This window comes from Blastocatellia bacterium (assembly GCA_025055075.1).
GTDB lineage: Bacteria > Acidobacteriota > Blastocatellia > HR10 > HR10 > HR10.
Genome location: JANWYV010000015.1, coordinates 74,924 through 101,752, shown reverse-complemented (window position 1 = coordinate 101,752; position 26,829 = coordinate 74,924). Strand labels below are relative to the sequence as shown.

Genomic DNA, 26,829 nt, shown 5'->3' with positions numbered 1-26,829 from the left:
TCCTCCGGTTTCAAATAACCTAAAACCACGCGAGCGGCGCGAGCTACCTCTTCGATGAATCGTGATTCAACCAACAGCAGCAGCGACAGCGGAATATCATCTTGACCGAAAAATACGATTCTTTGTGGTTTGTCATCCTCGAAGAGGATAAAATCCTCTTTCTTCAGTCCGGTCACTGGCAAACCGGTCTTTTTAACGGTCACCTCAACAGGAACTAGAACCAAATCGGCTGTGAGCCGCACCTCCAGTTCTTCTCTCTGGGCCGCATTTTCATTTTGCTGAACCGACAATACATTAGCACTGGGGATGGCGGAGAGGAGGGCTAGAAATGTAGAAGTCAATACCTTGCCAGCCATAACCAACCTCAACAATCGAGCGTTCAGTAAATTTCCACAGAAAATCCTATCGGGTAGGAAGGCCGTGTGCAAGCCAGAAGCCGACTTGCACACGGCTCTCATTTTTACCGGTTGCAGGGGCTATGGTATGCAGAACAGCCATTCAACAAAATTCATAGTCCAACAAAGTACTTCTTGGAGCGCTGGCAACGGACCACAAATAAAATGCCCGATGAGCCAAAAACACTCAGTGCAGCTGATATTGGGACCGCAGTTAGATCCCTGAGTAGCAAGGACACCCTCTCCCCCACTCCGGACGGCTTTTACGATTCGGCCTTGCGTAGTCAGGTTCAAGGTGACCGCGCTAAATGAAAGTGATCGCGAGGCCACCGTGAAGAATCTGCTCGCAGCCCAAATGACAGCCAAGACAGGATCATGCTTCACCTCTTCCAGAGAGACTGTACCAATAAGTGAACGGATTACGGTCAGAGTGTCAGCGGCAGCGGAACTCCTGACATGCTCAATGAAAGGCCAATACCCTGTCCTTATTTGCAAGGCATCCTCAATTTGCCTCGCCAGACGAATAAGGTCGGCATCACTTGCCCCTCCTGCGGCACGATTTCGCACCTCATTCATCAGGGTTTGCACTTTTTCATCCACGACGAGATTGAAACTCAGGCGATCGAGCGAGAGCGTGATCCGAACCTCTGCCGACTTGCCACCGTTTGCTTTCGCTCGCAAGCCAAGTCGCGTCCCACTTCGTGACTCTACGAATTGAACCGCAACTTCAGTATCAGAGATCATGCCTGTCCCGGTGGCTCTGGCCGGAATCGGCTGGTTGAAATCCTCCACCTCGAACCGAAATTCACCGGGCCGGGTTCCAGGAGTAATCCGCAGTCGAGCGAGCACGTTGCCTGAGCGATCTTTCTGCTCGATGACCTTCGGTTCTATGCCCGACTGTGACGAGCCCAGCACAGGTGTGACCGTCGGCCGGTTCGCCCGAATCTCCCCGAACCGAAATGGGGTAGTCCCAATCCCACTGATTATCAGCAAAGCAGCCGACGCAAACTTCACAGTGGTGTTAGCTAGCATCGTCGTTCCCTCCTTTACCGGGTTTAGGGGTGGCAGATACCTGCCAACCCCGGTTCTTCGTCTCGAACCGGCAGCAATTGTAGTGAGTTCGACCCGCCACGTCATTGATCTCGATCAAGGTCGTTCTTGACAAAGATCAAGATCGGCGAGACCCCTAGGCGTAGTCGACCTGGGCGAAGGCGCGCGCTCTCCAGCTAAAGCTCCGACTCGCGCCGTAGCCGCTGAGGGTCTGCGATGATCACTCGGCCCTTATAGCGGCGAATGAGGCCCTCGCGCTCCATCTCCCGCAGGATTCGGCTCAGGTGTTCGGGCGCGACGGCGATCAGTGCGGCCAACTCCCACTGCCGAAGCGGTAGGGGTAATGGGACCTCTCCCACCGTGGGATTCACCGTAGAAAGGCATTCCCTGAAGACCTGTTCCAAGCGCTCTCGCGCTGTAGACAATCCCATCGCCACATGACAGTGGATCTGCTCATACGCCTCGCGGCTAGCCATTTGAAGGAGGAGCTTGGAAAAATCATCCGACTGTTCGATCCGACGACGAAGATTCTCAACCGGTATCCGCCATACGCTACAGCGGGTGAGCGTCACAGCGGTAGCGGGAGCCGGACGTTGCAAAATTGCTGCGGCCATGCCGAGCATCCAACCAGGGCCGTACACTCCTATGATCAGCTCTCGCCCACTCTCGCTCACGCACGCGAGCTTGACGAGTCCGTATTCGATCCCGACCACCTCCTGGACATGAGCGCCTTGGACGAAGAGTGGGAATCCCGCTGGATATACTTGCTGGAATCTGAGTGCACCATAGTTCGCCGATTCGCCAGCGGGCCTTGTGGGCTTCGCGTCGGGCGTCGCGCTCCCGGGTTCGAAGAGGGAACGAGCGTTTCGATCGTTCTTTCTCATGGCGCCGTTCGCCTCCCACGGGGGCAGCTATCCCCGCGCGTTGTTGATCCAGGGACGAATCGAATCCGGTCTGCTTGATCGAGGGTCAGATTCTTACACGCGATGAGCTTATCAACGTCATCCGCCCGCTCTCGAGGTTTTCCGATCGCGCGCGGTGGTGTACACTACAGCGTCTCGTGGGAAGGGATGAATGTCCGGAGGGACGAACGATGAGAGCGATCCGCGTTCACGAATATGGTGGGCCAGAAGTCCTGCGATATGAAGACGTCCCACTTCCTGAGCCGGGGCCGGGTGAAGTGCGGGTGAAGATCGAGGCTGCGGGCGTCAATTTCATTGACATCTATCACCGGACAGGTCTCTATCCGAATCCGCTTCCCTTCACGCTGGGAGTTGAAGGCGCGGGTGTTGTGGAAGCCATTGGTCCTGACGTCGCGGACGTGCGCGTGGGAGATCGAGTCGCCTATGCGCTCGCGCTGGGAGCGTATGCCGAGCGTGCCATCGTCCCGGCGTGGAAATTAGTCCCGTTGCCGGAAACGATAGATTTTCCGACGGCCGCTGCCGCAATGGTGCAAGGATTGACGGCGCATTATCTCACTCACAGCACCTATTCTCTCAAGCCAGGCGATACAGCGCTCGTGCATGCGGCGGCGGGGGGAACGGGGCTTCTGATCGTGCAAATGGCCAAACTTCGAGGCGCGCGCGTCATCGGCACGGTCTCGACCGAAGAGAAAGCGCAACGCGCGCGCGAAGCGGGCGCCGATGAAGTGATCCTCTACACACAGCAGGATTTCGAAGCCGAGGTGAGACGGCTCACTGATGGACGTGGCGTGGACGTCGTTTATGACTCGGTCGGTCAGGCGACGTTCGAGAAGAGTTTGAACTGCTTGAGGCCGCGCGGTCTGCTCGTGCTCTTCGGTCAATCGAGCGGTCCTGTTCCTCCGATTGATCCCCTGGTTCTCTCGGCGAAGGGTTCAGTATTCCTCACCCGACCACACCTCTCGCACTATGTGGCTACGCGGGAGGAGTTGCTGGAACGCGCGCGCGCCCTCTTTCAGTGGATTCAGGAAGGGCAGGTGAAAATTCATATCGAGCAGCTCTTCCCCCTGGCTGAAGCTGCTGAGGCTCATCGCATTCTGGCCGCACGGGCCTCCATGGGTAAACTCTTGCTCGTTCCGTGAGCGCGTGGAGGCGTTCGGAAGCGCAGCGCTTCAACGGAACAGCAACAGGACCACGAGCGCGGCCAGGCTCAGGAACGAACCGAAGGGCAATTTCGGATTGCGCTCGTGCGTCAGGAACATGAGCGTCACCCCATAGATTGAGCCGAGCAGCGATGCGAGGAAGATCGTCAGAAGCGTCCCGCCCAATCCTAGGAAGGCACCGACCATGAGCATCATCTTCACATCGCCGAAGCCCACGCCCTCCAAGCGGCGCAGGGCATAGTATCCCAAGCGCGAGAGCCATAACACGCCGCTGCCGACCATCGCTCCGACGAGTGCGCCGAGAGCCGAATGCACTCCGGACGTTGCTCGGGAAAGGTCATCGCGCCCGAGCGCGATGAAGACTCCCGACAGGCCGATCGCCAGAATGAGCGCTGCCCATTCGGGAGACCATGTTTCCCGAGATCCCTCATCGCCAGCGTGAGCGTCTGCGCTTTTCTCCTCTCGCTCCACCAACGGACGCTCTTCTCGAAGAGAAGACGATTCCCCTCCACCCGCATGCGCGATCTCTTGCTCCTCGAGCCTACGCCCGAGCACTCGGTAATCCACGCGCTCCAGGAGGAAGAGCAAGAAACTACTCCCCATAATGAGCGCCGCGCCCGCGATGAGCGCGTGTTCGAAGAGGAAGCCCCCGAACACAGCGCCGAAGACGAAGTCTTCTCCTGCGGGCACAAGCGCTCGCAAGCCGACGGCCAACACGAATCCCGGATAAGTGAGGGCATCCGGCAGCAAGCGATGGCGCGCGTCAATCGCCGCGAGCGCGATGAGCACGCTCACGAACACGGCATCCGGCACCCACGCCCATCCTGCTCCACGTTCCCAGACCAAGAGCATGAACACGAGCGCCGTTCCGACTTCGACGGCCGGATAGAGCCAGGAGATGGGGCGATGACACGCACGACAGCGCCCTTTCAGAAGCAGGAAGCTGAGGATCGGAATATTGTCTCGCCAACGAATGCGCGCGCCGCAGTGAGGACAGTGCGATCCGGGATGCACGATGGACATGCGGCGCGGGACGCGATAGATCACGACGTTCAAGAAGCTGCCCACGGCGAGCCCGAAGAGAAAGGCGATCAGGAGGAAAAGCGCGAGCGGCGCTTCAGCAGTCGTCACCTCACGCGACATCTCTTGCCACATGCCGAGGGCATCTTGTATGGTTGCCCCTGGACTTGTCAAGCCGATGCGCATTCTTCAGGTCTGCTCAGCGACGGCGATCGGTGGTGGCGAACTTCATGTCGCCGATCTGGTGGTGGGATTACGCGAGCGCGGGCACGAGGTGCATGTCGCGGTGCGCCCGGGCAGTCCGCTCCTTGAGCGCGTGAGTCCGCACGTCGTGGCCGCACATGTTTTGCCGCTGCGGAATTCGCTCGATGGGCTTTCGGCCTATCGGCTGAGCCGCGTGATTCGAGACTATGACATCGAGATCGTCCACGCGCATCTGGGACGCGATTATCTCCCGGCGATTGCCGCCGCTCTTTGGTCCAGACGCGCGCGCGTGGTCCTCACTCGACACCATTATCTTCCGCTGCGACGCAATTTCCTCTCTCGAGCTGCTCTTCGGCGCGCGGGACGAATCATCGCCGTCTCCGAATTCGTGCGTCGGAGTTTGCTCACCCAATTCGGTCTCCCTGAAACACAGGTGGTGACCATCCCGAATTGGGTGCGATGGGAAGAGGTCATGCCACTGCCCGAGCGGGAGGAAGCGCGGGCGCGTTTTCACCTGACCCGACCGTGGGTGATCACGACCGTCGGGCAACTCGCTCCGGCCAAGGGGCAGGAGGATTTCCTCCGCGCTGCGGCTCTCTTGGGGCGAGGAGATTGCGAATTTCTGATCGTCGGTGCGGCCTCGGCGAAACATCGCGGGTTCGAAGCGCGACTGCGGCGGCTGGCGCGCGATCTCAACCTGCAGGTGCATTTCCTCGGACACGTGGACGATTTGCGTCCAATATGGGCGGCGAGCGATCTCTTCGTCCTCCCCTCGCACGGCGAAGGTTTCTCGCTCGTCCTCATCCAGGCGATGGTGGCTGGCGTGCCCGTCATCGCCTTCGCCGCCGGAGGTCCGACGGAGATCGTCGCGCATGGCGAGACGGGATTCTTGGTCCCTCCGCGCGACGTGGCGATGTTGGTCGAACGCATGCGGGAGCTTTTAGACGATTCGGCCCTTCGCGCGCGTTTGGCTCATGCCGCCCGCGAGAGCGTCCGACAGCGCTTCGATCGAGAGCGCATCCTCCGCCAGATCGAATCCGTGTACGAAGCCGTCCGCGATCGTCCTGTCCCGTCACGATCACACGCACTGTGAGAGAGCTTCTATGGAAGAGCATTTGCGCGAGACTCGGCTGACGACGCAACGCCTTTACACGGGGCGCGCCATCTCCCTCGATGTGGATCGCATTCGCTTGCCGAGCGGACGCGAGACGACGCGGGAGATCGTGCGCCATCCCGGATCGGTCGTCATCGTGCCCGTGCTCGACGATGGGCGCTTGCTCTTGATTCGTCAATTTCGATACGCCGTGGGCGAAGCCTTGTGGGAGTTTCCGGCTGGAACGCTCGATCGCGCGGCCGAGAGTCCGGAGGCGTGCGCGCATCGGGAACTCGAAGAAGAGACCGGCTATTGCGCTGATCGCATGATCCGTCTCGGGGAATTCTTCACGGCCCCAGGATTCACGGATGAGCGAATGCACGTGTTTCAAGCCGAAGGATTGCATCCGACGACACAACGCCTCGAGAGCGACGAGTTGATCGAGGTCTTCCCCTTCCCCTGGGACGTCATCGAGGCGAAGGTGCGCGCCGGGGAGATTCGCGATGGGAAGACATTGGCCGCGCTTCACCTGCATGCTCTCATGCGTCGGGCGTGAACGGAGCGCTCCCGGACCCCGCGGCTTGATTTCTCGCCGGAGCGCCAGTATGTTCTCCCGATGAGATGGCGAGAGGACGCGCGCGGAGGGGATCATGGAGAAGTACCGCCCGCGATGGGGATTGAGCATCCCGGTTCTGACCATTGTGGATGAGAATGGGCGTTTGGTGGAATCCGATCAACGGCGCCTCTTCCGCTATCTCGTGCAGTCCGGATTCGGAGCGGACATCCTTTTCAGTTTGGGAACGACGGGGGAGTGGCATCGAATCGCGCAGACCGAGCGGGAACGTCTCATCGCGCTCGCTGTGGAAGAAGGGCGGACGATCAACGAGCGCTTGCGTCAACTCGGACGTCCGCCGATCGAAGTCTGGGTGGGCGTGACGGGACGGACGCGCGCGGAGACCCTCAGGAACCTGGCGCTGGCTTTGGAGCTGGGCGCCGATGCCGGCGTGATCGCCCCCCTCTCGATCGAAGACATCGGCGAGGTGGTTCCGTTCTTCCATCGCGAAGTGACGCCGCTCTATGAGCGGAAGGGGCGCGAGCTGCCGTTGCTGCTTTACGACAACGCGGAGATCGCCGTTCATCCAACGATCCCGCACATTCGCACGCGCGACGTGAAGTGGCTCAGTCGCCTCCCGTACATTTGCGGGATCAAGGTGACGGCGCCGCCAAAGGTGCTCGGCCACTATACGAAGGCCGCGCTCCATTTCAACGAGCGGGGGGAGTTCGGGATCTACGTGGGCGAAGCGATGTTGATCTTCGACGTGTTCCGACCGACGCGGGGCTTCCTCGGGAAGATTCGCGAGTACTGGAACCTCTACCTCTTGCACTACGCCTTGCCGATCGGAGTGGTCGCGGGTCCGGCCAATGTCTTCCCGCGGGAGTGGCAGAAAGCGTGGCGCGTGTGCTCGGCGGGGGATGAGGAGTTGATGCAGCGATATCGGCGAGGGCTTGGGGCGTTCGAGCGCCTCTGTACGTTCGAGGAAAAGGGACGACCGGTCCTCAAACTCGTCGCCGCCATGAAATACGCTCTCGCCCTTGAGGGCGTGATCACGCGCGCGCACGTCGCTCCGGGCACGCCCGCTCTCACCGAGGAACAGAAACGGATCTTCGCCGAAAGCTACGCGCGACTGAAGGAAGAGCTTCGCGCGCAGACCGATCCCCTCTGGCATTCGCGGGTGGAGGAAGGAGATCGCGCGCCTTTCCCAGAGAGCGCGGCGTTCTCGCCGCAAGAAGCAGAGGCGGCACGATGACGCGATGAGGAGGAAGACGCTATGGCCGTCATCTCCGAAGTCGACTTACCTGGCGTCGGGCGAAAATATGAGATCACGACGTATGAGCGCGATCGCTTCACGATCGTCATCCATCACAGCGGCATCCGCGAGATCTACATCTACCGCGATGGCGATCCCGACCCGCTCTTCGCCGTGGAATTGAGGGACGACGAAGCGCGACAAATTGGCTCGATCCTCGCCGGAGCGTTCTTCCGACCGAAAGCGGTGGAGAATTTGGAGGTCGTCCTACAAGAGCTGCGCATCGAGTGGTTCCGACTCGACGCGCGCTCTCCAGTCGTCGGCAAGAGCATCGGCGAGCTGGGCATTCGGAAGCGAACCGGCGTTTCAGTCATCGCCATCCTGCGCGAACCGGAGAGCGTGCCCAACCCTTCGGCCGAAGAAATCCTGCGCGCTGGTGATACGATCGTCGTCCTCGGCAAGCAGGAGGGATTCGAAGCGCTGCGTCGGCTCATCGAAGCGGCTCCCTGATGCTGGTCATGCCTCCGGAGAGAGCGACCTGCTGATGGCGAACGAAGGGAGGAGGGACTTTCCGCATCGAGCGCCGGCGATGATCCCGTGCCCGCACGAAGAAGGCGGAGAATGCGCGCAAGCTTGCTCTTGATTCCCTCCTCGAGCGAAGAGGCCTATGCCGGAACATTCGTTCTTACGTGATCTCGGGCTGCTGCTACTGTTCGGCTTCCTCGGAGCCTGGCTCGCTGCCCGTCGTGGACAATCGGTCATCATCGGCTACATCTTGGTCGGCGCCGTGCTCGGTCCGAATGCGCTGGGCGTGATCGCGGAGACGGCGCTCGTGCGCACGATCTCAGAGCTGGGCATCCTCCTGCTGATGTTCTTCCTCGGTGTCGAATTCTCCCTGGAACGCCTCAAGCGCGTGCGCGGGGCTGTGTTGTTCGTCGGAACGGGAGAGCTTTTAGCGAACCTCTCGGTGGGATTCTTGGTCGGCTACGCGCTCGGATGGAGCATGATCGAGCGGGCGTTTCTGGCCGGCATCGTCGCCATGAGCAGCAGCGGGGTCGTCGCCAAGCTGCTGATCGAATGGCGTCGCACGGCTAATCCCGAAGCGGAAGCGCTCATGGGCATCATGATCTTCGAGGACTTCGTCGCCGTGCTCTATCTGGGCGTGCTCGCGGGCCTCTCCGGCGACAGCGTGCATACGTCACCGCTGATCTTCTCGCTTCTCCGGGCAACGGCCTTTTATGCGCTCGTCTTGGGGATCGGAGGGAAAGTCTTATCTCGCGCGTTGACGCTCGCGCTGCGCTTGAGGTCGGAGGAGCTGTTCGCGCTCTTGTGGCTTGCGCTGATCATCTTGGCCGGCGTCGGAGCAGCGCAGTTCGGTTTGGCGCCGGCTGCGGGCGCGTTCCTGCTCGGCATGATCTCCCCCACGCGCGAGAGCGACCTTGGCGAACGAATCTACGGCCGCTTGGAATCCTTCCGCGATGTCTTCCTCGCCCTCTTCTTCCTCACCTTTGGCATGCTGCTGGAACCGGAGAGCCTCAGGCGCGTCCTTCCGCTCGTCCTACTGGTGGCGCCGCTCTCGATTCTGACCGAATTGGTCGTGACTTCCTCGCTCTCCTTTTTGGCGGGCTTTCCGGCTCCGATCGCGCTCGCTATCGGAGCGGGGATGATCCCGCGCGGCGAGTATGCGTTGCTGTATGCCGCTTTCGGTCAACAACTCGGCCTCATTCGCGAGGATCTCTTCCAGTTCACGGGTTGGTACGTCTTCCTCATGACGCTCGTGGCGCCGGCCTTCATGAGGAATACGCGGCCGCTGTATCGCGCCCTGCGTCGCCTCATCCCCGCTCCTATCGCTTTCGCGGGGACGCTCATCTCGACGACTCTGCAGCCGATGACGATACGAACCTCTCTGGACGCTTCCTCGACCTCGCGACGCCCACCGACGAACGGTCCGCGTTCCTTGCCGATCAGCGAGAGCGCGTTGACGCTCGCCGGCATGATCGCGCTGCTGATTGTGTGCGCGGCAGCGTTCGCGACGCGCGCGATACAGGGGCGCGCGATCCTCTTCGGGATCGGCGTGCTTCTGCTCGTCGGACTTGCGCGGACGCTGCGGCGCACGCTGGAGCAGGCTGGCGCTCAGATGGACCTCACGCGCTTCTCCACGCCTCGGGCGGATCCGCGACGCGCGATCGCCTATACGGCTCACGTCGTCCTGAGCCTCTTGGGGGTGACGTTGCTCGCGGCGGCGCTCTGGAGCGACCTCGGTGCGTGGGCGCTCCTGGGATTTCCCCTCCTCGTGCCCATTCATATCGGGCGCGCATGGAAGCTCCATCGCGCATGGCGTGGGCCCGCTCCCTCGGGCAATCCATGAGACCGCTCTCCGGCGAAAGCGACTTGGGCGCGGCATGAGCTTCGTTTTATACTGGTGGTCGGAGCAGCAAGGCCTTGTGGGTGAGCGGAAAGCCGTCTGAACTGAAGAGGCGCGGCGCTCACGCCGAGAATGGGCGGACGGGAGACAAATGGGCGCGAGAACTAACGCGAGGCGGGAGGAGAAAAACCCATTGGCCTGCTGGGGCATCTTAAAGGCGGGAAAGGAGGCAGAGCGATGAAGAGACGGCCGATACGCTTACTCTCCATCGGCGTGGGACTCTCGCTTTGTTTAACGAACTTCGCTCCGCTGAGCGCTTCGAGGTCTCAAGATCGCGTGCCTCCCCCTCTGGCGGAGATCGTGGAGAAATCGTATTTGGACGTCCTTGCGCTCTCGGAGCAATATACGTTTCGCCCGGGCGACATCGAGGCGTTCCGCGCTCAACTGCGAAAAGAGAAGGAGCAGAAGCTCACCGCGCTCAAACAAGAGATCGCCGCGCTCAGGAGTCAGATCGAAGACGCGCGCCGAAAGCTTCAGGAGTTGAACCGACGCGGATCGCGGGATGATCCGCAAACGGCCAAGGAGCGGCGCGACATTCACTGTCAGATCCAGCGCCTCCGCAAGAAGCTCGTCGAGAAGGAAGCCCTCGAGCGCAAGACGATCGAAGTCGCTTACGAGAACAAGGAGGCCAAGCTCGATCTGCTCACGCGATGGCCGCCGGAGAAGAAGCGCATCGAGGAGGAGATCCGCTCTGGGCGCGCGCGGCAGCGTCCCTATGGAGATGTGGAGGACATTGGATTCCGCGAGGTCGGTAAGGGCCAAGAGAAGGACGTCAAGATGGGTGAAGAGGCTATTCGAGAGTTGAAGGCGCTTGGCCTTATGCCGCCGGAATTCAAGGATGAGGAAATCGAGGCGTACATCCGAAACCTGGCCGAGTACATCGCGCGGAATTCCGATTTGCGCGTCCCGGTGAAGACGCAGCTATTGTTGACCGATGAGGTGAACGCCTTCGCGCTGCCGGGCGGCTTCCTCTTCATCAACACGGGACTCATCCTCGAAGCGGCGACCGAGGGGGAACTGGCTGGCGTCATCGCGCATGAGATCGCGCACGCGGCGGCGCGTCACAGCGCGCGACTGATGAAACGGGCGACGATCGCCTCGATCCTCTATCAGGCGGCGCAGATCGCCGCTTACATCGCGACCGGTGGCGTGGTGAGCCTGCTCACCTATTATCTGCTCGAATACGGATTCGCGGGACTGGGACTGGTGATCGAATTGAGGCTCCTCGGTGTGAGCCGAGAATTCGAACTCGAAGCCGATCAGCTCGGCGCGCAATACCTCTGGAAGAGCGGATACGACCCGCGCTCGTTCATCACGTTCTTCGATAAGATGGCGAGCAAGGAGGGGTATGCGCGAGGAACGAGCTTCTTCCGCACACACCCGGCCTTCGCCGATCGCATCATTCATAGCTTTCGCGAATTCGCTTTCCTGCCGCCGCGCGAAGAATATGTGACCGACAGCGAGGAATTCCATCGGATCAAGGAGCGCCTCCGTAAATTGGCTCAAGAGGCCATGGAGAAGCAAAAGGAGCAAGAACGCAAGCGACCGCGGTTGCGGAAGGAGGAGACTTGTCCTGAAGACGAACCGCCGAAATCTCCGAACCCCACGACTAGTTCGGGACAGCTCGCTCACGGACGCCCCGCCGGCGTCGAACCGATGGGAATGTGCCGGTGATCCCCATTGTGGCGCGGGGAAGAGGGGATCCTTCGGCTGAGGCGAGATGGGCGTTCGATCGAAGACCAATGCATTCGAAGAGCTAACGCACCGAGCGCCTTTGGGAGCATCGCGCGAATGCGCTCGTGGAGAGGGCGAGACCTCGTTGAAGATCGGCGCAGCCGATTATCTGCTTTTTGATGGAGCATGCGGCATATGCACGGCTTTCGCGCGATGGGCGCGTCGTCGGGATCAGCATGGGCGTTTCGTCTTCCTCCCCTATCAGGAAGTCCCCGCTGAAGCGCTTGCGCCGCTTGGTTTGACGCCACAACATTGCGCCGAGCGGCTGTATGTCATCACGCGACACGGGCGCGTGCTTGGTGGTGTCTTCGGGATCAATGCCTTCTTCTCTCAATTCTTCCCGTGGCGATGGCTCGTGCGCGTCATCTATGCCGTGCCACCGCTCCTCCTTCTGGAGATGGCGATCTACGCGCTCGTCGCGAAGCATCGCCATCGGCTCTCGCGATGGCTTGGTCTCAGCGCCTGTCGTCCCGCGTGATGCTTCTTTTCAGAAGCGAATGAGGCCGAGGACCGAAGCGACGTAGCCGTAGAAGAAGGCGACAATGTAAAGCCACGCCGCTATATCCAAAGCGATGCCCGCCCGTAGCATATCCACGATCCCCACGCGCCGCGTCGCATAGACGAGCGCATTCGGCGGCGTCGCGACCGGGAGCATGAAGGCCATCGAGGCGGCGACTGTCGCCGGCAGGACGAGCGTCGTGGCCTCTGCCCCTAATCCCGATGCCATGGAGATCAAGATCGGGACTATCATCGAGGTGACCGCCGTATTGGAACTCACCTCGGTGAGCAAATCCATGAAGAGCACGATCATGAAGACGAGCACGAGTGGACTCGGTCTCCCGAAGAGCGCGATGAACTCTGACGCGAATACTCGCGCCAGTCCGGTCTTGAACATGGCGTCCGAGAGTGCCAATCCTCCCCCGAAGAGCAGCAGCGTCCCCCAATCCACGTATCGAGAATCCTCCCACTGCAAGACGAAGCGACGCTGTTTCCAATCCACGGGCAGCAGAAAAAGAAGGATGGCCACCGAGAGCGCGATCAGATGCTCATCGAACCACGCGAGGCGTTGACCCAGACCAGGCAGAAGCGACCAAAACGGATGCGTCGTCCAGAGCACAACGGCCAGAAGGAATCCGAAGAGCGTCAACCTCTCCCCCCGCCCCAACGGGCCGAGCGCCGCGCGCTCTGCCTGAAGAAGCGCACGAACGCCTTCGTCGAAAGCGAAGTTGAAGGGGAAGACCACGCGCAAGACGAACCACGCGAGCGGAACGGCCAAGAGCACGAATGGGAGGCCGAACGCCATCCATTCCAGGAAATCGAGGTGGGCGACATTTTGCTGCCGCAGGATGGAGACGGCGATGCCGTTGGGCGGCGTTCCGATGATCGTTCCCACACCGCCGATGGACGCCGCATAAGCGATCCCCAGCAGCAGCGCTCGCGCATAATTAGAGGAAGCTTCAGCCCCCGACACGCGCGAAAGAATGCCGAAGCCAATCGGGAGCATCATGGCCGTCGTCGCTGTGTTCGAGACCCACATCGAGAGGAAGGCTGAAGCCCCCATTAAGCTTAGCAAGATTTTGCCGGGACTCGCCGCGATGTTCCCACGCGTCAAAATCCAAAGAGCGATGCGCCGATCCAAGCCCCACTTCTGCATCGCCCCCGCGATCAGGAATCCCGAGAGGAAGAGGAAGATCACGGGATTGGCATAGTGCGCGAGCACCGCACGACCGTTCAACTCAACTGGCCGACCATCTTGAACGCCGATGACCTGAAACAGGGGAAGAATGATGCCGGGCAGAAGCGCTGTGACAGGAAGGGGAACGGCTTCGGTCACCCACCACGTGACCATGAGCACAAGCAGCGCGAGCGTCACCTTCATGCTGAAGGCTAAATGCGCAGTCTCTAACGCGGCGGGGGAAGCGGCCGCCTGCGCTTCCGCCTCGCGCCAGAAGGCATCCGGTGTCGGCAGCAGTAAGACGAGAAGAAACAGGAGCGGTCCTGCGAAGAAACCTATCCCTGAACGCGCGCGCTCGAACGATGTTCCTCGAGCCGAAATCCGTCCCTCCGCGCTCACGCGCGCCATTTTAGGGAGGTCTCGCGCTAGCTGTCAAAGCGCACGGTGCGCTTCATCGCCCTTGGAATCGCGGCTCGCGCCTCTCGACGTAAGCCCACAAGCCTTCGCGCGCGTCCTCGCTTTGAAAGAGCAATTGCTGCAACTCGCGCTCGAGCGCCAGCCCGTCGTACAAGGACATCTCCCAGCCCGATTGCACGGCGCGCTTGATGTGGCCGACGGCGCGGCTCGCTTTCCGCGGGGGGAGGAATTGGCGCGCGTACTCCAGGACGTGCGCCATGAAATTCTCGTTCGGGAAGATGTGGTGGATGAGCCCGATCTCCAACGCTTCCTCGTAGGTCAGCAATCGCCCGGTGACCATCAACTCCAGGGCGCGCGCTTTCCCCAGCAATCGCGCTAAGCGCTGTGTGCCTCCGGTGCCAGGCAGGACGCCGAGCGAGACCTCGGGCAATCCGATCTTCCCGCTGTCCTTCCGAGCGATACGAATATCGCACGCGAGCGCGATCTCCAATCCTCCACCGACCGTATGCCCATTGAGCGCCGCGATCACGAGCTTGGGCGTGTTCTCCAAGCGATTCAACGTCTCGTTGGCGTGCAGGCAGAAGTAATACTTGTACTGCGGCGTCACCTCCGCGAGCATGCGAATGTTGGCTCCGGCGCAGAAGAACCGATCTCCGGAACCGGTGACCACGAGCACATGCACGCTATCATCGAAGCGCGCTTGGAGGATGGCCTCATCGAACTGGCGCATCATCTCGTAGGTGTAGGTATTTGCCGGGGGATCGGAAAGCTCGATGATGGCGATGCCATCCTCCACACGATATTCGACGAGCTTGATCTCCATACGCCTTGCTCCTCGCCGTGAACGTTTTTCCGAGGGATCTCTCGACCCCCACTAGGGGACATGCGATGTTACTGGAAACCGAGGAGGAAGGGCAAGGGCTCCTTGCGAGACCTCATGGATCGGAAGGAACCGCTCGGCGCGCCTTCAATTTGCGCGCGAAGTGCCTTCGGCTTCGCGACGGGCCAAGCGTTCGGCACGACGCCGTTCGGCCTCCGCGGCGCGACGGCGTTCCTCATCGCTCACCAACTCCAACGGCGGAACGGGCGTCGGGCGCCCCGATTCGTCCAGGGCGACGTAGACGAGATACGCCGTTGACGTCACGCGTCGCTCGCCCGTCAAGAGCGTCTCGGCTTCGACCTCGACTTCCACTTCCATTGAAGTCCGCCAGGCTTGCGTCAGGCGCGCGCGCACGTGCACGAGGTCGCCGACGTGCACGGGCGCGCAGAACCGAATCGAATCCACGACGACCGTGACGACGGGCTTGCGCGCATGGCGCGAGGCGACGATCGCCCCGGCCTCATCAACGAGCTTCATGATCCATCCGCCGTGCACGTTCCCCAAGATGTTCGCGTGCTCCGGTTGCATCATTTGGCTGAGGACGACCTGACTCTCGGCGACGCGTTTGCCCTCCATGTAGGGACCCCCAGGAGAAAGCTCACGTCTTGAGTCGCTGCTTAATGCGAATCGGCGTGGCGAAGAACTCGTACTGCTCGCGCAGCCGATTCTCAATGTATCGCTCGTAGGCGGCTTCCAATTTCTCCCGTCGCGAATTCAAGAAGAGGATGAACGTCGGGGGATCCACGCCCGCTTGCGTGAGATACTGCACGCGCACGTGCCGACGACTCGTCGTCGCTCGAGATTCGGCGACGAAGGCTTGGAAGAAGCGATTCAACTCGGCCGTCGGGATGCGCAGATGCCGCGCCTCGTAGGCCTTCTTCGCCAGCTCGAGGATTTGAGTGACGTGCTGTCCCGTGAGCGCCGAGATGAAGACAAGGGGCGCATAATCGAGGAATCGCAAGCGCGCGCGAACGGCAGCTTCCATGCGCGCCGCCGCCGTATGATCCTTTTCGACGAGATCCCATTTGTTGACGGCGAGGATGAGCGATTTCCCCGCTTCGTGAGCGAATCCGCCGATGTGCGCCTCCAGAGCCGTGGGGCCTTCGAGAGCATCAATGAGGAGCACGGCGACGTCGGCGCGCTCGATATGCCGCTTGGCCATGAGCACGGCCACGCGCTCGGTCTGCTCCAGCACCCGCGACTTTCGCCGAATGCCCGCCGTATCAATCACGCGGAATCGCGTCCCCTCGTACTCCAGCTCCGAATCCACGGCATCGCGGGTCGTGCCGGGCGTGGGCGCGACGATCACCCGCTCGGTCCCGAGCAGCCGATTCACCAACGAGGATTTCCCCACGTTCGGTCTTCCAATGATGGCGAGGCGAATCTCCTCGGGACGCGTCTCGGGCACTTCCGGAGCTGGGACGATCTCCAAGATCGCTTCGAGCAATTCGCCGATACCATGCCCGTGTTCGGCCGAGATGGGGAAGACGCGCGAGAATCCGAGACGGCGAAATTCCTCGACATGTACTTCCCATCGAGCCGCGTCCACCTTGTTGACGATCAAGAAGATCGGCTTGCCGAATCGGCGCAACCGCCGCGCCAGATCTTCATCAAGCGGCGTCATCCCCTCGCGCACGTCCACCATGAAGAGGAGCAAAGCGGCGCGTGCGATGGCGACTTCGGCTTGCCGCACGATGCTCGCCGGAATGAGCGCATCCTCGTCCGGAAGGAGCCCGCCCGTATCCACCAACTCGAATTCTCGACCGCGCCATCGCACCCGCCCGTGAAGACGATCGCGCGTGATTCCAGGCTCATCGCCCACGATCGCGCGTCGCGCTCCCACCAGGCGATTGAAGAGCGTGGATTTTCCGACGTTGGGTCGCCCCACGATGACCACGCTCGGGCACTCCCTCGGCACGGCGTGGATTTCTCCAACGTCGGGCGCGTGCGCCGACGCCACGATGTCATCAGCCGACGGTTTCATCGCAGCTCCTGCGACGCGAGTTCCTTGCGCAATTGTTCGACGAGCGAGCGGACGGCCGGCGCCGTCTCGCTTTGTGGCGCTAACCGCAAATAGGTTTCGTAGGCGGCAATGGCTTCCTGAGGACGATCAGCATCGAGCAGGAGGTTGCCGAGGAGGTAATAGAGGATCGGCTCCGCATCGGCGTTTTGAGCGATCGCCGTCCGCATGTGAGCGATCGCCGGTTCAGTCTCCCCAAGCTCTCCGAGCGCCAGCGCGAGCCCAGCATGAGCTTCGGGGGAGAAATTGTTCGCCTGTCGCAAGGCCGCGCGATATTCGCGAATGGCGTCTTCGTAGAGGCCTTGAGCGCGAAGGATGTTCCCCAAAAGGGTGCGGGCTTCGGGAAGCGGCGTGCGACTCTCTGCGATGGCGCGCCGGACTTGGCGCAAGGCCTCCTCGGGTTCCTCCAGCGCCAACAGCGCGCGCGCCAATCCGAGACGAGCGCGGGGGAAGCGCCCCTTTCGCAAGGCGATCGCTTTCCGATATTCGGCGGCCGCTTGCGCGAATTGTCGCTGCTCGCGCAACGCATCCCCCTGCTGGCGATGTCGTTCGGCGGGATCTCGCAGCGGAGGAAGCGCCAGGGCGAGCTGCCGCCGCATCCCGGGCGTGAGACGAAGACGCACGTGCGCTTCTTCATAACCCGTCTTGCTCACGCGCAACGTATACGTCCCCGGCTCCAGCACGAGCGTCAGCCGACCACGCGCATCAGTCACTCCTCGGCGAACGTCATTCACGAAGACGACGGCTGCCGGTCGCGTGGAGATCACTAGGTGCGCGGAAGCGCGTGACTGGCCTGAAAGGGCTGGCTCCCTTCCTTCGGTGGGAAGCAGAATGGCGAGCAGAAGAGCGAGTGTCCCTGCGCGCTTCATCATCCCCTCACGACGTGCTGTAGATTCGGCGATAATGCGCGACGTTGCGAATGATGCTTTTGACGTACTGCCGCGTTTCGGTGATCGGGATGCTCTCGACCCACTCATCCATCTCCTCGGTGGGAAGCTCTCGGAGCCACCGCACGACGCGCACGGGCCCGGCATTATACGCCGCCAGGGCATACTCGATCCGCCCAAATCGTCGCAACTGCTCGGCCAAATAGGCCGTCCCTAAGCGAATGTTCAGAGCGGGATCATAGAGCCGTTCGGGCGAGAGGCGCCGCAGGCCATATCGGCGAGCGACCAATCGCCCAGTCGAAGGGATCAGTTGCATCAAGCCGCGCGCGTTGGCAACCGAACGCGCTCGCGGATGGAATCCCGATTCCTGTCGAATCAGCCCAGCAACCAGATAGGGGTCCAGACCATGCGCTTCGGCATTTCGCCGAATGAGGTCCCAATGAGTGAGGGGGAAGAGTAAGCGAAAGACCTCTTCCGAGACCTCATCGCCTCGATAAGCAGCATGCTCGGGATGAGCTTGTCGCAGCACATTGATCGCCGCCAGAGGATCCCCGCGATCTCGATAGAGGCGCGCCAATTCCAAACAAACGCGGGGCGACGTCGGCGCCTCGCGTTGAGCCAGGGTGAGCTCGCCGAGCGCCAATTCGTCCAAACGAATCGCGCGCAACTCGAGCGCCTTCTCCACGCGATCGAGAGTAGAAGGTCCGGCCGTCTCTTCAGGAGCGCGAGGAGGACGCAGATTCGCGAGCGCGCGCTCAAGCAGAGGATCGCCCAAGGATTCGCCTTGTCGTCGGGCCGGCCATGAGGCGACGATCCCACGGGCTTTCAGACGCTCCAGGCGTTGGCGCGCCAATTGGCCGTAGTAGGCGTCGCGATATCGCTCGACGATCTTCTCGTAGAGGAGCACGGCGCGCTCTCTGCGTCCCAGCCGTTCCTCAGCCCGCGCGGCCCAATATGCCGCTTGAGCCAACAATTCCGACTGCGGATGCCGCGCGGCAATTGGTAAAAGTGCGCGGGAGGCCTCCTCGTATGCCTTGCGCCGATAGGCATTCCACCCGAGCATCCAAAACGCTTCGGGAGCGAGCTCGGAATCGGGTTGAAGGGAGACTAACTGTCGGCAGGCGGCCAGTGCCGCTTCGCGGTCGTTATTCCGCTCGTGGAATCGCGCGCGGTCGAGCAATGCACGCGCCGCCCAAGGGCTTTGGGGATGACGCTCGACCAAGCGGCGACTTGTCTCCAGGAAGTCAGTCACGCGCCCGAGCCGCCGATGACTCTCCGCCAGAAAATAAAGGGCTTCGGCCTGCAGCTCGGCCGCGGCGCGTTCGCTCGCTTGCTGAAGCACTATGCTCGCTTCGCGCACAGCGCCTGTACGGAGCAGACTCACGCCGAAACGCAAGAGCACAGCGGCCTGGCGCGTCACCTCGGGGAAGGCGGCACGCAGCGCGCGATACGCTTGTGCCGCTTCCTCATACGCTCCGGCTTCGTAGAGCCGATCGGCACGCCCTTGCGCGCGTTCTCGCCCATAACGCACCACGTCGTCCACGACGACGCCCAACCGAAGCAATCGCTCGCGGGCTCTGGCGCTGTCGCGCGCCGGCGGCAGATCGAAATGTATGCGCTCGTACAATCGAATGGCCCGCTCCGTCTGGCCGAGTTTCTCGTACCCTTCAGCTTGGAGCAGAAGCGCCGACACATCGCCAGCTTCCGCCAACGGCGCAATGCGTGCGATCGCTGTCATCGCCTCTCCGCGCTCGAGCGCCGAGCGCGCTGCCTCCAACAGCGCCAAACGCGCATAGATCGAGTTCGGATACGTGTGCCAGAGCTTCACCAACTGCGCTTCGGCCTCAGTGGCGCGACCGAGCGCTTGAAGACTCTTGGCCAGATAGTAGAGAGCGTAATCCCCGAGCTTCGTCCTCGCCGGGATGATGGGGTCCTTGAGGGCGTCTACCGCTGCCGTATACTCTCGGGCAGTGTACTTTCGATACCCCCGCAGCAAGCGGGCGAGGGCCGCTGCCGAAGTATTCGGATGCCGCCGTTCGAGCGCTTGCAGTTCCCCATCCGATGGTTGACTTCCGCGCGAGAAGAGGGCGCGAAGTTCAGCCATCGCGCGCGAGGCCCCCACTGGCGGCTGTTCGCTGAAGCCATTCCTCACATCCGCTGACGGGTTCGGAGAAGACCCGAGCAGCAGGACGACGCAGGCGACGAGCGCCCACGCGCGATGATTCCTCCACATGATTCCTCGCATGCGCTTCTCCGTTCGCATGTCCATGACATACAATACCAACGGTCGAGCGAATGGGTCAAACGGGCTCGGGGACGTATGCCAGACCTGCGGACGCTCAGCGCGCGGGACATCGAGGGGTATGCCGAGAGCGACGCTGTCGTGGAGCGAGGCCGATGCTATCATCGAAGCGGTCGCGTCCAAGAGATACAGCTTGTAACTCAGGATCACCTGCGGGCACGCGTGCGCGGTCAGTTGGAACGCTCCTACCGCGTCGAGGTGTGGACCGAAGGCGGGGAGCTGCACTCGCAATGTTCCTGCCCCTATTGGGGAGTTTGCAAGCATGTCGTGGCCGTGCTCTTCGCCTGGCTTGATCAGCGCGAGGAGCTGCAATCGGGTCCGTCCGCAGGAGGACAAGCGGAAGCTCTCGCGACATGGGTGGAGGCACTCCCCACCGATCTCCTCCGCGACCTTCTTCTCGAAGAGATCCGCATGAACAGCGCTCTCGAAGAGGCCTTCCAGCGATGGAGGGAGACGCTGCGCCCGGAACGGCTGCCTCACTACATCACGTTGCTCTTTCGCCGAATGTTCGGGGCTTCGTCCAAAGGCATCGCGCGGAGCGAGAGGCGCATCGCTCACCTGCTCACGTGGGCGAAGACCTTCGACCCCGAGGTCGCGGGAGCGATTGTGCGAGAGACGTTCAAACGGACTGTTGAATTCTGTCGGCGTCGGCCGGATGTGGACCCGACGGCGATCCTCGAACACGCACTGGGACTCATCGAGGCAAAGGCCCAGGCCTTCGAGCGCGATCCGAAACTCGCGGTGTCCGTCTTGCGCGACATGGTCACGCTGTTTCTGCTTGGACGTGCGTCCACGCGCGCGCTCCTTGAGCCCAGACTGTTAGCATTGGCCGGACGATGGGATCGCCGGGCCGATGTGATCGCCGAACTGAAGGAGCATCTTCTCGAAGCCGACACCGGCGCCCATGCGTTGCTCGCCAAGCTCTGTCGCCTCGAAGGCCTGATCGAAGAATATGAAACGGCTCGGCACAAGAGTTTGGTCTCCGAGGAGGACTACCTGGAGTTGTTCGACCACTACCTTCAGGCGAACTATCCGGATCGGGCCATACGAGTAGGGGAACAGGGAATCAAGGTGCTCGGGACGAAGGCCTCGCGGTTGGCCGAGCGCCTGGCCGCACTGTATCAAGAATGGGGCGAGACGGCGCGAGCCGAGAGACTGCTCACGCGAAGACGATCGGTATGACGCCCACGCGGTGCGAACGGCTCATCGTCGGTCTTCTCTTGCTGGTGACGACCGGAGCGTTCTCGATCTATGCCTTGCAGGAGGCACCGTGGCGCTTGCGCCTGAGTGCTCTCCTTGCGTTCGCCCTCTTCTTTTGGCCGACGCTGCTGCTCGGCACAGCAGAGGGACGGGAGAAACTCGTGGCCTTCGTTCGCCGAGATGATGCGCTTCGTCACGCGAACATCTTCCTGTTGGTCTTCGCACTCACGGCCCTTGCCGCTCTGTCAGCGCTCGCCCTCGGCCAATTTCGCTGGGAGGCGGTGTGGGCGTGCGCGGCGTATCTGCTGATCCCCACCGTCGCTCTCACCGTCCGACGTCCCAACCACGAAGGATTCACGCTTCAAGACGCGCTCGCCATTGTCGCCCTCTGGTTTCCGATCGAATTCGAGTGGCTCCCGCTGGCTGAGATTCCGCGACGACCGGGAATCGGCATGGACAAGCTCCTTGGGGTGATGTGGCTGCTCGTGCTCTTTCTCGGTGTGCGTCGTTTGGAGGGAATTGGATACACGTTCCTCCTCGGTCGAGCGGACGTCGCGCGAGCGGGACTCTACTTCGCGCTCTTCGTGACGTTCTTCGCCATTCCATTGGCCATCCCCACGCACTTTGTGGCGTCCTCGCCCGCGATGCGCCCGCTTTCGGAGATCGGTCCTGTGCTCCTCGCCACGGCCTTCTTGATCGCATTGCCCGAAGAACTGCTCTTTCGCGGCGTCATGCTCAATCTGCTGGTCCGGCGCTGGCAGGAGCATCCCATGTGCGCTTTGGCCATCGCGTCGCTCATCTTCGGGTTCGCCCACGCCAATAATCCGGACGAACCGACATGGGTGTATGTCGTGCTGGCGACCATCGCCGGATGGTTCTACGGGCTCGCCTACCTGAGGACGGGAAAGGTGACGGTGGCGGCCTTCCTCCATTGGATGGTCAATAGCTACTGGGGCATCTTCTTCCACCGATGAGCCACGCGATCACGAGGGGCGTCCGGACGAACGTGCCAGCACATCTTCCTCGATCTGAGCCAGCGGAGATGTGGAGAGTCGCTCGTGCACCGGATTTCGCACGAAGGCGTAGAACTGTCGAAAATAGCCGTACATGGACCAGATGGAGGAGATAACGACGAGCCAGAGGACGGCGCGACCAGCGCTGTAGAGCAAGATGCGCACGTCGTGCGCCGAGAGGTATCCACTGGCCGAGAAACGCGCGAGCACGTGGACGAAGGCGGGGGCTTCCCAAAAGACCGGGACGGCATAGGGAGTGACCGGTGGCCCGCCTTCATCGGTCATGCTGAGGATGAGCAGGGCGACGGCGATCACTTCGGCGAGCATTTTGAACTTCCCCATCCGCGAGGGAGCGATCACCAATCCTTCGCGCGCGGCGATGCCGCGCAATCCGGTCACGGCGAACTCGCGCCCGATGATGATAACGACTGCCCAAGCCGGTGCCAGCCGATTGTCCACGAGTGCGATCAATGCCGCCGAGATCAACAGCTTGTCCGCGAGCGGATCCAGCAGCATTCCCAACGGCGAGATCTGACGCCGACGACGCGCCAAAAAGCCGTCGAGCCAATCCGTGAACGCCGCCGCCAAGAAGATCGCGACCCCCAACAGTCGCTGCGAGACTCCGAACCACGCTTCCGAGACGCGCGTGAGCAGAACGACGACAAGTAGCGGGACGATGAAAATTCTGAGCAATGTCACCGCGTTCGGCAGGTTCAACCCAATCCCCCCTTCGCTCCAATTCCCTGCGCGATACTACGCCTTCCGCCCGCACCTTGTCAAGCGTTCGAACGAGCAAGGCCTCACGCCGATGAGGCGAAGCGATCTCCCAGAGCTTCGCTCAGAACGCGAGGCCATTGGCCGAATGGTATTCTTCGCCCATTGCCTCAACGAACCAGTGATGATGCGCTCTTCCCTACGAAGGACGGCGCTCGAAGAGATAGGCGGAGTCCTCGACACGACTGCCGCGCGCATCAGTGACGGCGAACTGCGCTCCTTTGAAGATGGCGGCTCCGGCGTATTCGCCGTTTTTGTTGATGGCGTAGAAGTTCAACTGATTCACGGGCCGACCGCCGTAGAGTTTGACGACGCGCCGCAAGGCGTCCAAACAGGCTTCGAGCGGGCTCATGCCACGCCGCATGTTCTCCACGACCGTGTGTGCGCCTACGACGCGAATGTTGTCCTCTCCCCAACCGGTCGAACCCGCTGCCCCCACCTCATTGTCCACGTAGAGGCCGCAGCCGATGATCGGAGAATCACCGACGCGTCCCGGGACTTTGAAGGCGAGGCCGCTCGTAGTGGTCACGCCGGCCATATCCCCCGCTTCGGTGATGGCCAAGCAACTGATCGTCCCAGTGAACTGCCGCCAATCCTCATTCGGCAGAGCGGAACGCAGCGCCCCCGGGAGCTTATTTTGCATCCAGTGGTCGCGCTCGCCGCGCTCGCGTCGCCACTGCAGCCATATCTGGCGCGCGCGTTCGGTCAGCAGCTCTTCCTTCTTGAATCCGAAGGAGAGCGCGAAGCGCAACGCTCCTTCGCCGACCAACAGGATGTGATCTGTCTCCTCCATGACGAGACGCGCGACCTTGGAGGGATTCTTGATGTAGCGCAAGGCCGCGACGGCGCCGCAACGCCCCGTCGGCCCGTGCATGACCGAGGCATCCAGCTCGACCTCACCCTCCTCGTTGGGGAGACCACCATAGCCGACGCTCATGTCATTGGGATCGTCCTCGACGATATTGACGCCCGCGATGACGGCATCCAGCGGGTCGCTTCCAGCGCGCATGAGTTGGAACGCTCGCTCGGTCGCGCGAATCCCGTTGTAGTACACGGTACCGTCGGGCAGGGTGATGCGATTGGCGCTGGCGATGGCCAACGGCCGATTCGGCGTCCTCGATTGCGCGTATCCGGAGCGCATCCGATGAGCCGCGAGGAACGTCAATCCGCTCGCTATGAAATGTCGGCGTGTGAGCTTCGACATGCTGCGACCTCCTTCGGCGGAATTGGCTTGCATCCGATCCGTTTTGCGATAAGATAAAGCCTATCAGGATACGGCAGAAGGGGAAGAATAGGCAATCGCTTCGGAGACCTCATGTCGATGACTGAAGCGATGGGAGAGGCCAAGCCGGATCGGCTCCTCGGGCGCACGATCGCTGGCAAGTACCGAATCGAAGCGAAGATCGGACAGGGCGGGATGGGGAGCGTCTACCGCGCGCGTCATCTGGGGACGGGGAAGGTGGTTGCCCTCAAAGTCCTGTTGGAGGATCTGGCGGCCTATCCGAGCTTCGTCGAGCGCTTCCTTCACGAAGCGCGCGCAGCGGCCTACGTCATGCATCCGCACGCGATCAACATTATTGACTGCGGGCGCGAGGAGGAGATCGTCTATCTCCTCATGGAGTATCTGGAAGGGGAAACGCTCGCCGAGGTGCTGAAGCGCGAAGGCCCCTTCTCCCCGCAACGCGCTGCGCGCATCCTCAGGCAGATCTGCTCGGCGGTGGCGGAAGCGCATGCGCAAGGGATCATCCACCGCGATCTCAAACCCGCCAACATCATCCTACAGCAGGTGGCGGGAGAGAAGGACTACGTCAAGGTTTTAGACTTCGGCATTGCGAAGGTCCTCGATGAGCAAAAGCGTGGGGCTTTGCCCATCTCGCGCAGCGTCTTCGTCGGCACGCCCGAATACGCTTCTCCGGAGCAATGCAACGCGAAGAGTCCGACCGTGGCTTCGGACATCTACAGCTTGGGCGTGATCTTGTACGAGATGCTGGCAGGGCGTCCGCCCTTTGAGGGCGATCCCATGGACGTGATGCTCAAGCACGTTCATGAGGAACCACCGCCGCTGCGTGTCCTTCGACCGGAGTTGAGTCCGGAAATGGAAGCGGTCGTGCTGCGCGCGCTGCACAAAGATCCGGCGGCCCGACCGCAGAGCGCGTGGGAATTGGCCGAAGAGTTTGAGCGAGCTGTACGCGCCAGCGCGAGCCGACGAACCATGCCTCTTACGGCACGCTCGACTATGGAGCGTCTCTCCCCATCGCATACGCGTCCTCAAGAACTGGCAGCGCCCACAGTGCGGTGGGCTCGTCGCCGGTGGGGTATGGCGCTTATCGGCGCTCTCCTCCTAGCGGGAGCGAGTGGATTGGGGTACCGCGCCTTTCGATGGTTGGCGAATTGGCCATCGTTGCCGATGCCGCCAGCGATCACGCCGAAACCGGCACCGCGTTGGGTTCTCGATCCGGTTTCGGAAGCGCGGCGCTTGTTCGAGGAAGGAGATCGCGAAGGAGCGACCATCCTACTGCGAGAAGCTATTGCCCAAGGGGCTTTCGGGAATGCGCTGGCGCACGAGCTGCTCGGCCTCATCTATTTCGATCAGGGGGAGACGGCCTGGGCCAAGAGCGAAATCCTGTTGGCTCTGGAGCACGCGGGAGGGATGTTACCAGAGGCCCATCTGCATCTGGGGCGCCTCCTTCTGGAAGAGGGGGAGGTCGCGGGTGCTGAACGGGCGTTTCGGACGGCTCTCGAGCAAAGTCGCGGACGTTTGATCGCCGCCGCGGCCGCCCTTGGTGAATTGTACTTGCGCCAGGGGCGACGCGAAGAGGCCGAGCGCGTGATGCGCGAGGCGTTGCAACGCGCTGGAGAAGATCCGCACGATCTCGTCGAAGTCGGACGCATCCTCATGCTGCAAGGGCAGTACGAACTGGCCGTGCGCGAACTTCGGCGGGCGATTCGGTTGAAGAATGGCGTCTTCCCTCAAGCCTATCTCTTGCTCGGCCGGACACTGCTGGAATTGGGAGAGGCGAACGCAGCGGCTGAGGTGCTCTCGACGGCGCTCGCGCAGCGACGAGGGAACGATCCCGCCGCTCGACATCTTCTCGGGCGCACCCGCTATCGCTTGCGCGACTACGACCGGGCGCTCGCCGATCTGCATGGGGCGATTCATTTGCGAGGGGGGAATTATCCCGAGGCTCGGTACGATCTGGCCCTCGTGCTCTCGGATCCGGCCGTCGGGCGCTACGAGGAAGCAGAGGAGCACTTGCGGGCTGCGCTCACGCTTCGCCGCGACCACTTCCCCGAGGCCTCGGAGGCGTTAGCGCAGATTTACGCACTGCGCTTGGGACGCTTGGAGGAAGCGCGTCGCCTCTGGCTGCGGATGGCGACGCGCTCGGCGCTCTCCTGGCTCGAACGTACGCGCGATGCCATGGGACTTCATGCTCCGGCGGAGTGGCGAGAGCGGATGCTGCGGACGGAGGTCCCCGCGCAACTCACTTTCGAACTGGCGTTGGCCCCGTCGCCAACTGAACGACAGCTCACGGTCCTCTTTCGAAGCGGCGACATCGCTCTCGGTTTGCGCCTGGAGCGCGAACGCGAGCTTTCTCCGTGGAGCGTGCGTCCCGCTCGCCTTCTGGCCGCGCGGGAAGAGGTGCTTGAGCCCCTTGACGACTCGCTGGATCTGACCACTCCATTGACGCTCACCCTCACTTCGGATCGCACCGATCTCGCGCTCGCGCTCAATGGTCGGGAGATCGTTCGGGTGAAGCGATCCACGGCTGCGTCGAATGCGCCGTTGCTTTGGGGATTGCGCGGTGGTCGGGCACTCCTCTTCCATGTTCGGGAATAAAACCCGCGCTC

At 61.8% G+C, this 26,829-nt stretch carries 23 protein-coding genes; 11 read left to right on the top strand and 12 right to left on the bottom strand.

What is annotated here, in order from left to right; translation table 11 throughout:
• From NZ746_04495 to NZ746_04485, 3 genes are all read right to left on the bottom strand, one after another.
• Nucleotides 1-356, bottom strand: a 356-nt coding sequence (locus tag NZ746_04495; protein ID MCS6816625.1) for a hypothetical protein, incomplete at its 3' end; no start/stop codon positions are given.
• 120 nt (nt 357-476) lie between these two features.
• Complete coding sequence (locus NZ746_04490; GenBank protein MCS6816624.1) at nt 477-1,427, bottom strand: hypothetical protein; 951 nt, start codon at nt 1,425-1,427, stop codon at nt 477-479.
• A 194-nt stretch (nt 1,428-1,621) separates the two neighbouring features.
• Nucleotides 1,622-2,329 carry a Crp/Fnr family transcriptional regulator gene (locus NZ746_04485; GenBank protein ID MCS6816623.1) on the bottom strand — a complete coding sequence of 236 codons (708 nt, stop codon included), beginning with the start codon at nt 2,327-2,329 and terminating at the stop codon, nt 1,622-1,624.
• A gap of 209 nt (nt 2,330-2,538) precedes the next feature.
• Between NZ746_04485 and NZ746_04480 the strand changes: the two genes are divergently transcribed.
• Nucleotides 2,539-3,507 carry a quinone oxidoreductase gene (locus tag NZ746_04480; protein MCS6816622.1) on the top strand — a complete coding sequence of 323 codons (969 nt, stop codon included), beginning with the start codon at nt 2,539-2,541 and terminating at the stop codon, nt 3,505-3,507.
• Nucleotides 3,508-3,537: 30 nt separating this feature from the next.
• Here NZ746_04480 and NZ746_04475 read toward each other — a convergent pair whose 3' ends face one another.
• Nucleotides 3,538-4,734: a prepilin peptidase gene (locus NZ746_04475; protein MCS6816621.1), complete on the bottom strand. Its 1,197-nt coding sequence runs from the start codon at nt 4,732-4,734 to the stop codon at nt 3,538-3,540.
• Between NZ746_04475 and NZ746_04470 the strand changes: the two genes are divergently transcribed.
• The 7 genes from NZ746_04470 (at nt 4,727) to NZ746_04440 (ending at nt 12,290) form a co-directional block, all read left to right on the top strand.
• Nucleotides 4,727-5,845: a glycosyltransferase gene (locus NZ746_04470; GenBank protein MCS6816620.1), complete on the top strand. Its 1,119-nt coding sequence runs from the start codon at nt 4,727-4,729 to the stop codon at nt 5,843-5,845. The genes NZ746_04475 and NZ746_04470 overlap by 8 nt on opposite strands.
• A 10-nt stretch (nt 5,846-5,855) precedes the next feature.
• On the top strand, nt 5,856-6,401 hold the full coding sequence (locus NZ746_04465; protein ID MCS6816619.1) for an NUDIX hydrolase: 546 nt from the start codon (nt 5,856-5,858) through the stop codon (nt 6,399-6,401).
• Between the two features lie 94 nt (nt 6,402-6,495).
• Nucleotides 6,496-7,653 (top strand): dihydrodipicolinate synthase family protein, encoded by a 1,158-nt coding sequence (locus tag NZ746_04460; protein MCS6816618.1) that lies wholly within the window; start codon nt 6,496-6,498, stop codon nt 7,651-7,653.
• Nucleotides 7,654-7,674: 21 nt separating this feature from the next.
• The gene (locus NZ746_04455; GenBank protein ID MCS6816617.1) at nt 7,675-8,163 is read left to right on the top strand and encodes a cation:proton antiporter regulatory subunit; all 489 of its coding nucleotides are present in this window, start codon (nt 7,675-7,677) and stop codon (nt 8,161-8,163) included.
• Nucleotides 8,164-8,320: 157 nt separating this feature from the next.
• Complete coding sequence (locus NZ746_04450; GenBank protein MCS6816616.1) at nt 8,321-10,021, top strand: cation:proton antiporter; 1,701 nt, start codon at nt 8,321-8,323, stop codon at nt 10,019-10,021.
• Between the two features lie 234 nt (nt 10,022-10,255).
• Entirely contained in the window at nt 10,256-11,752 is a 1,497-nt protein-coding gene (locus NZ746_04445; GenBank protein MCS6816615.1) for a M48 family metalloprotease, read from the top strand.
• Nucleotides 11,753-11,798: 46 nt separating this feature from the next.
• The gene (locus NZ746_04440; GenBank protein MCS6816614.1) at nt 11,799-12,290 is read left to right on the top strand and encodes a DUF393 domain-containing protein; all 492 of its coding nucleotides are present in this window, start codon (nt 11,799-11,801) and stop codon (nt 12,288-12,290) included.
• A gap of 9 nt (nt 12,291-12,299) precedes the next feature.
• Here NZ746_04440 and NZ746_04435 read toward each other — a convergent pair whose 3' ends face one another.
• The 6 genes from NZ746_04435 to NZ746_04410 form a co-directional block, all read right to left on the bottom strand.
• Entirely contained in the window at nt 12,300-13,895 is a 1,596-nt protein-coding gene (locus tag NZ746_04435) for a DASS family sodium-coupled anion symporter (GenBank protein MCS6816613.1), read from the bottom strand.
• Between the two features lie 43 nt (nt 13,896-13,938).
• Complete coding sequence (locus NZ746_04430) at nt 13,939-14,727, bottom strand: enoyl-CoA hydratase/isomerase family protein (protein MCS6816612.1); 789 nt, start codon at nt 14,725-14,727, stop codon at nt 13,939-13,941.
• A 144-nt stretch (nt 14,728-14,871) separates the two neighbouring features.
• Nucleotides 14,872-15,360, bottom strand: a complete 489-nt coding sequence (locus NZ746_04425) for an acyl-CoA thioesterase (protein ID MCS6816611.1) — start codon at nt 15,358-15,360, stop codon at nt 14,872-14,874.
• Between the two features lie 22 nt (nt 15,361-15,382).
• The gene (gene der, locus NZ746_04420) at nt 15,383-16,768 is read right to left on the bottom strand and encodes a ribosome biogenesis GTPase Der (GenBank protein ID MCS6816610.1); all 1,386 of its coding nucleotides are present in this window, start codon (nt 16,766-16,768) and stop codon (nt 15,383-15,385) included.
• A complete protein-coding gene (locus NZ746_04415; protein ID MCS6816609.1) occupies nt 16,765-17,673 on the bottom strand; it encodes a tetratricopeptide repeat protein in 909 nt (302 codons plus the stop codon). The genes der and NZ746_04415 overlap by 4 nt, the downstream gene beginning before the upstream one ends.
• A gap of 7 nt (nt 17,674-17,680) precedes the next feature.
• Nucleotides 17,681-19,924 carry a transglycosylase SLT domain-containing protein gene (locus NZ746_04410; GenBank protein ID MCS6816608.1) on the bottom strand — a complete coding sequence of 748 codons (2,244 nt, stop codon included), beginning with the start codon at nt 19,922-19,924 and terminating at the stop codon, nt 17,681-17,683.
• An 87-nt stretch (nt 19,925-20,011) separates the two neighbouring features.
• Here NZ746_04410 and NZ746_04405 point away from each other — a divergent pair, with 87 nt between their 5' ends.
• Both NZ746_04405 and NZ746_04400 read left to right on the top strand, forming a co-directional pair.
• Nucleotides 20,012-21,175, top strand: a complete 1,164-nt coding sequence (locus NZ746_04405) for an SWIM zinc finger family protein (GenBank protein MCS6816607.1) — start codon at nt 20,012-20,014, stop codon at nt 21,173-21,175.
• A complete protein-coding gene (locus NZ746_04400; GenBank protein ID MCS6816606.1) occupies nt 21,172-22,167 on the top strand; it encodes a CPBP family intramembrane metalloprotease in 996 nt (331 codons plus the stop codon). The genes NZ746_04405 and NZ746_04400 overlap by 4 nt, the downstream gene beginning before the upstream one ends.
• A gap of 9 nt (nt 22,168-22,176) precedes the next feature.
• Here NZ746_04400 and pgsA read toward each other — a convergent pair whose 3' ends face one another.
• Entirely contained in the window at nt 22,177-22,923 is a 747-nt protein-coding gene (pgsA, locus tag NZ746_04395; protein ID MCS6816605.1) for a CDP-diacylglycerol--glycerol-3-phosphate 3-phosphatidyltransferase, read from the bottom strand.
• A 196-nt stretch (nt 22,924-23,119) separates the two neighbouring features.
• Nucleotides 23,120-24,184, bottom strand: a complete 1,065-nt coding sequence (locus NZ746_04390) for an isoaspartyl peptidase/L-asparaginase (GenBank protein MCS6816604.1) — start codon at nt 24,182-24,184, stop codon at nt 23,120-23,122.
• Nucleotides 24,185-24,301: 117 nt separating this feature from the next.
• On the opposite strand from NZ746_04390, the gene NZ746_04385 reads away from it, so the two are divergent.
• Nucleotides 24,302-26,818, top strand: a complete 2,517-nt coding sequence (locus NZ746_04385) for a protein kinase (GenBank protein MCS6816603.1) — start codon at nt 24,302-24,304, stop codon at nt 26,816-26,818.
• Nucleotides 26,819-26,829 lie beyond the last annotated feature (11 nt).

Bases quoted from the DNA above. Each gene is read 5' to 3' on its own strand.
- NZ746_04490 (MCS6816624.1), bottom strand. From the start codon at position 1,427: ATGCTAGCTAACACCACTGTGAAGTTTGCGTCGGCTGCTTTGCTGATA.
- NZ746_04485 (MCS6816623.1), bottom strand. From the start codon at position 2,329: ATGAGAAAGAACGATCGAAACGCTCGTTCCCTCTTCGAACCCGGGAGC.
- NZ746_04480 (MCS6816622.1), top strand. From the start codon at position 2,539: ATGAGAGCGATCCGCGTTCACGAATATGGTGGGCCAGAAGTCCTGCGA.
- NZ746_04470 (MCS6816620.1), top strand. From the start codon at position 4,727: ATGCGCATTCTTCAGGTCTGCTCAGCGACGGCGATCGGTGGTGGCGAA.
- NZ746_04475 (MCS6816621.1), bottom strand. From the start codon at position 4,734: ATGCGCATCGGCTTGACAAGTCCAGGGGCAACCATACAAGATGCCCTC.
- NZ746_04465 (MCS6816619.1), top strand. From the start codon at position 5,856: ATGGAAGAGCATTTGCGCGAGACTCGGCTGACGACGCAACGCCTTTAC.
- NZ746_04460 (MCS6816618.1), top strand. From the start codon at position 6,496: ATGGAGAAGTACCGCCCGCGATGGGGATTGAGCATCCCGGTTCTGACC.
- NZ746_04455 (MCS6816617.1), top strand. From the start codon at position 7,675: ATGGCCGTCATCTCCGAAGTCGACTTACCTGGCGTCGGGCGAAAATAT.
- NZ746_04450 (MCS6816616.1), top strand. From the start codon at position 8,321: ATGCCGGAACATTCGTTCTTACGTGATCTCGGGCTGCTGCTACTGTTC.
- NZ746_04445 (MCS6816615.1), top strand. From the start codon at position 10,256: ATGAAGAGACGGCCGATACGCTTACTCTCCATCGGCGTGGGACTCTCG.
- NZ746_04440 (MCS6816614.1), top strand. From the start codon at position 11,799: ATGGGCGTTCGATCGAAGACCAATGCATTCGAAGAGCTAACGCACCGA.
- NZ746_04435 (MCS6816613.1), bottom strand. From the start codon at position 13,895: ATGGCGCGCGTGAGCGCGGAGGGACGGATTTCGGCTCGAGGAACATCG.
- NZ746_04430 (MCS6816612.1), bottom strand. From the start codon at position 14,727: ATGGAGATCAAGCTCGTCGAATATCGTGTGGAGGATGGCATCGCCATC.
- NZ746_04425 (MCS6816611.1), bottom strand. From the start codon at position 15,360: ATGGAGGGCAAACGCGTCGCCGAGAGTCAGGTCGTCCTCAGCCAAATG.
- der (MCS6816610.1), bottom strand. From the start codon at position 16,768: ATGAAACCGTCGGCTGATGACATCGTGGCGTCGGCGCACGCGCCCGAC.
- NZ746_04415 (MCS6816609.1), bottom strand. From the start codon at position 17,673: ATGAAGCGCGCAGGGACACTCGCTCTTCTGCTCGCCATTCTGCTTCCC.
- NZ746_04410 (MCS6816608.1), bottom strand. From the start codon at position 19,924: ATGTGGAGGAATCATCGCGCGTGGGCGCTCGTCGCCTGCGTCGTCCTG.
- NZ746_04405 (MCS6816607.1), top strand. From the start codon at position 20,012: ATGCCAGACCTGCGGACGCTCAGCGCGCGGGACATCGAGGGGTATGCC.
- NZ746_04400 (MCS6816606.1), top strand. From the start codon at position 21,172: ATGACGCCCACGCGGTGCGAACGGCTCATCGTCGGTCTTCTCTTGCTG.
- NZ746_04390 (MCS6816604.1), bottom strand. From the start codon at position 24,184: ATGTCGAAGCTCACACGCCGACATTTCATAGCGAGCGGATTGACGTTC.
- NZ746_04385 (MCS6816603.1), top strand. From the start codon at position 24,302: ATGACTGAAGCGATGGGAGAGGCCAAGCCGGATCGGCTCCTCGGGCGC.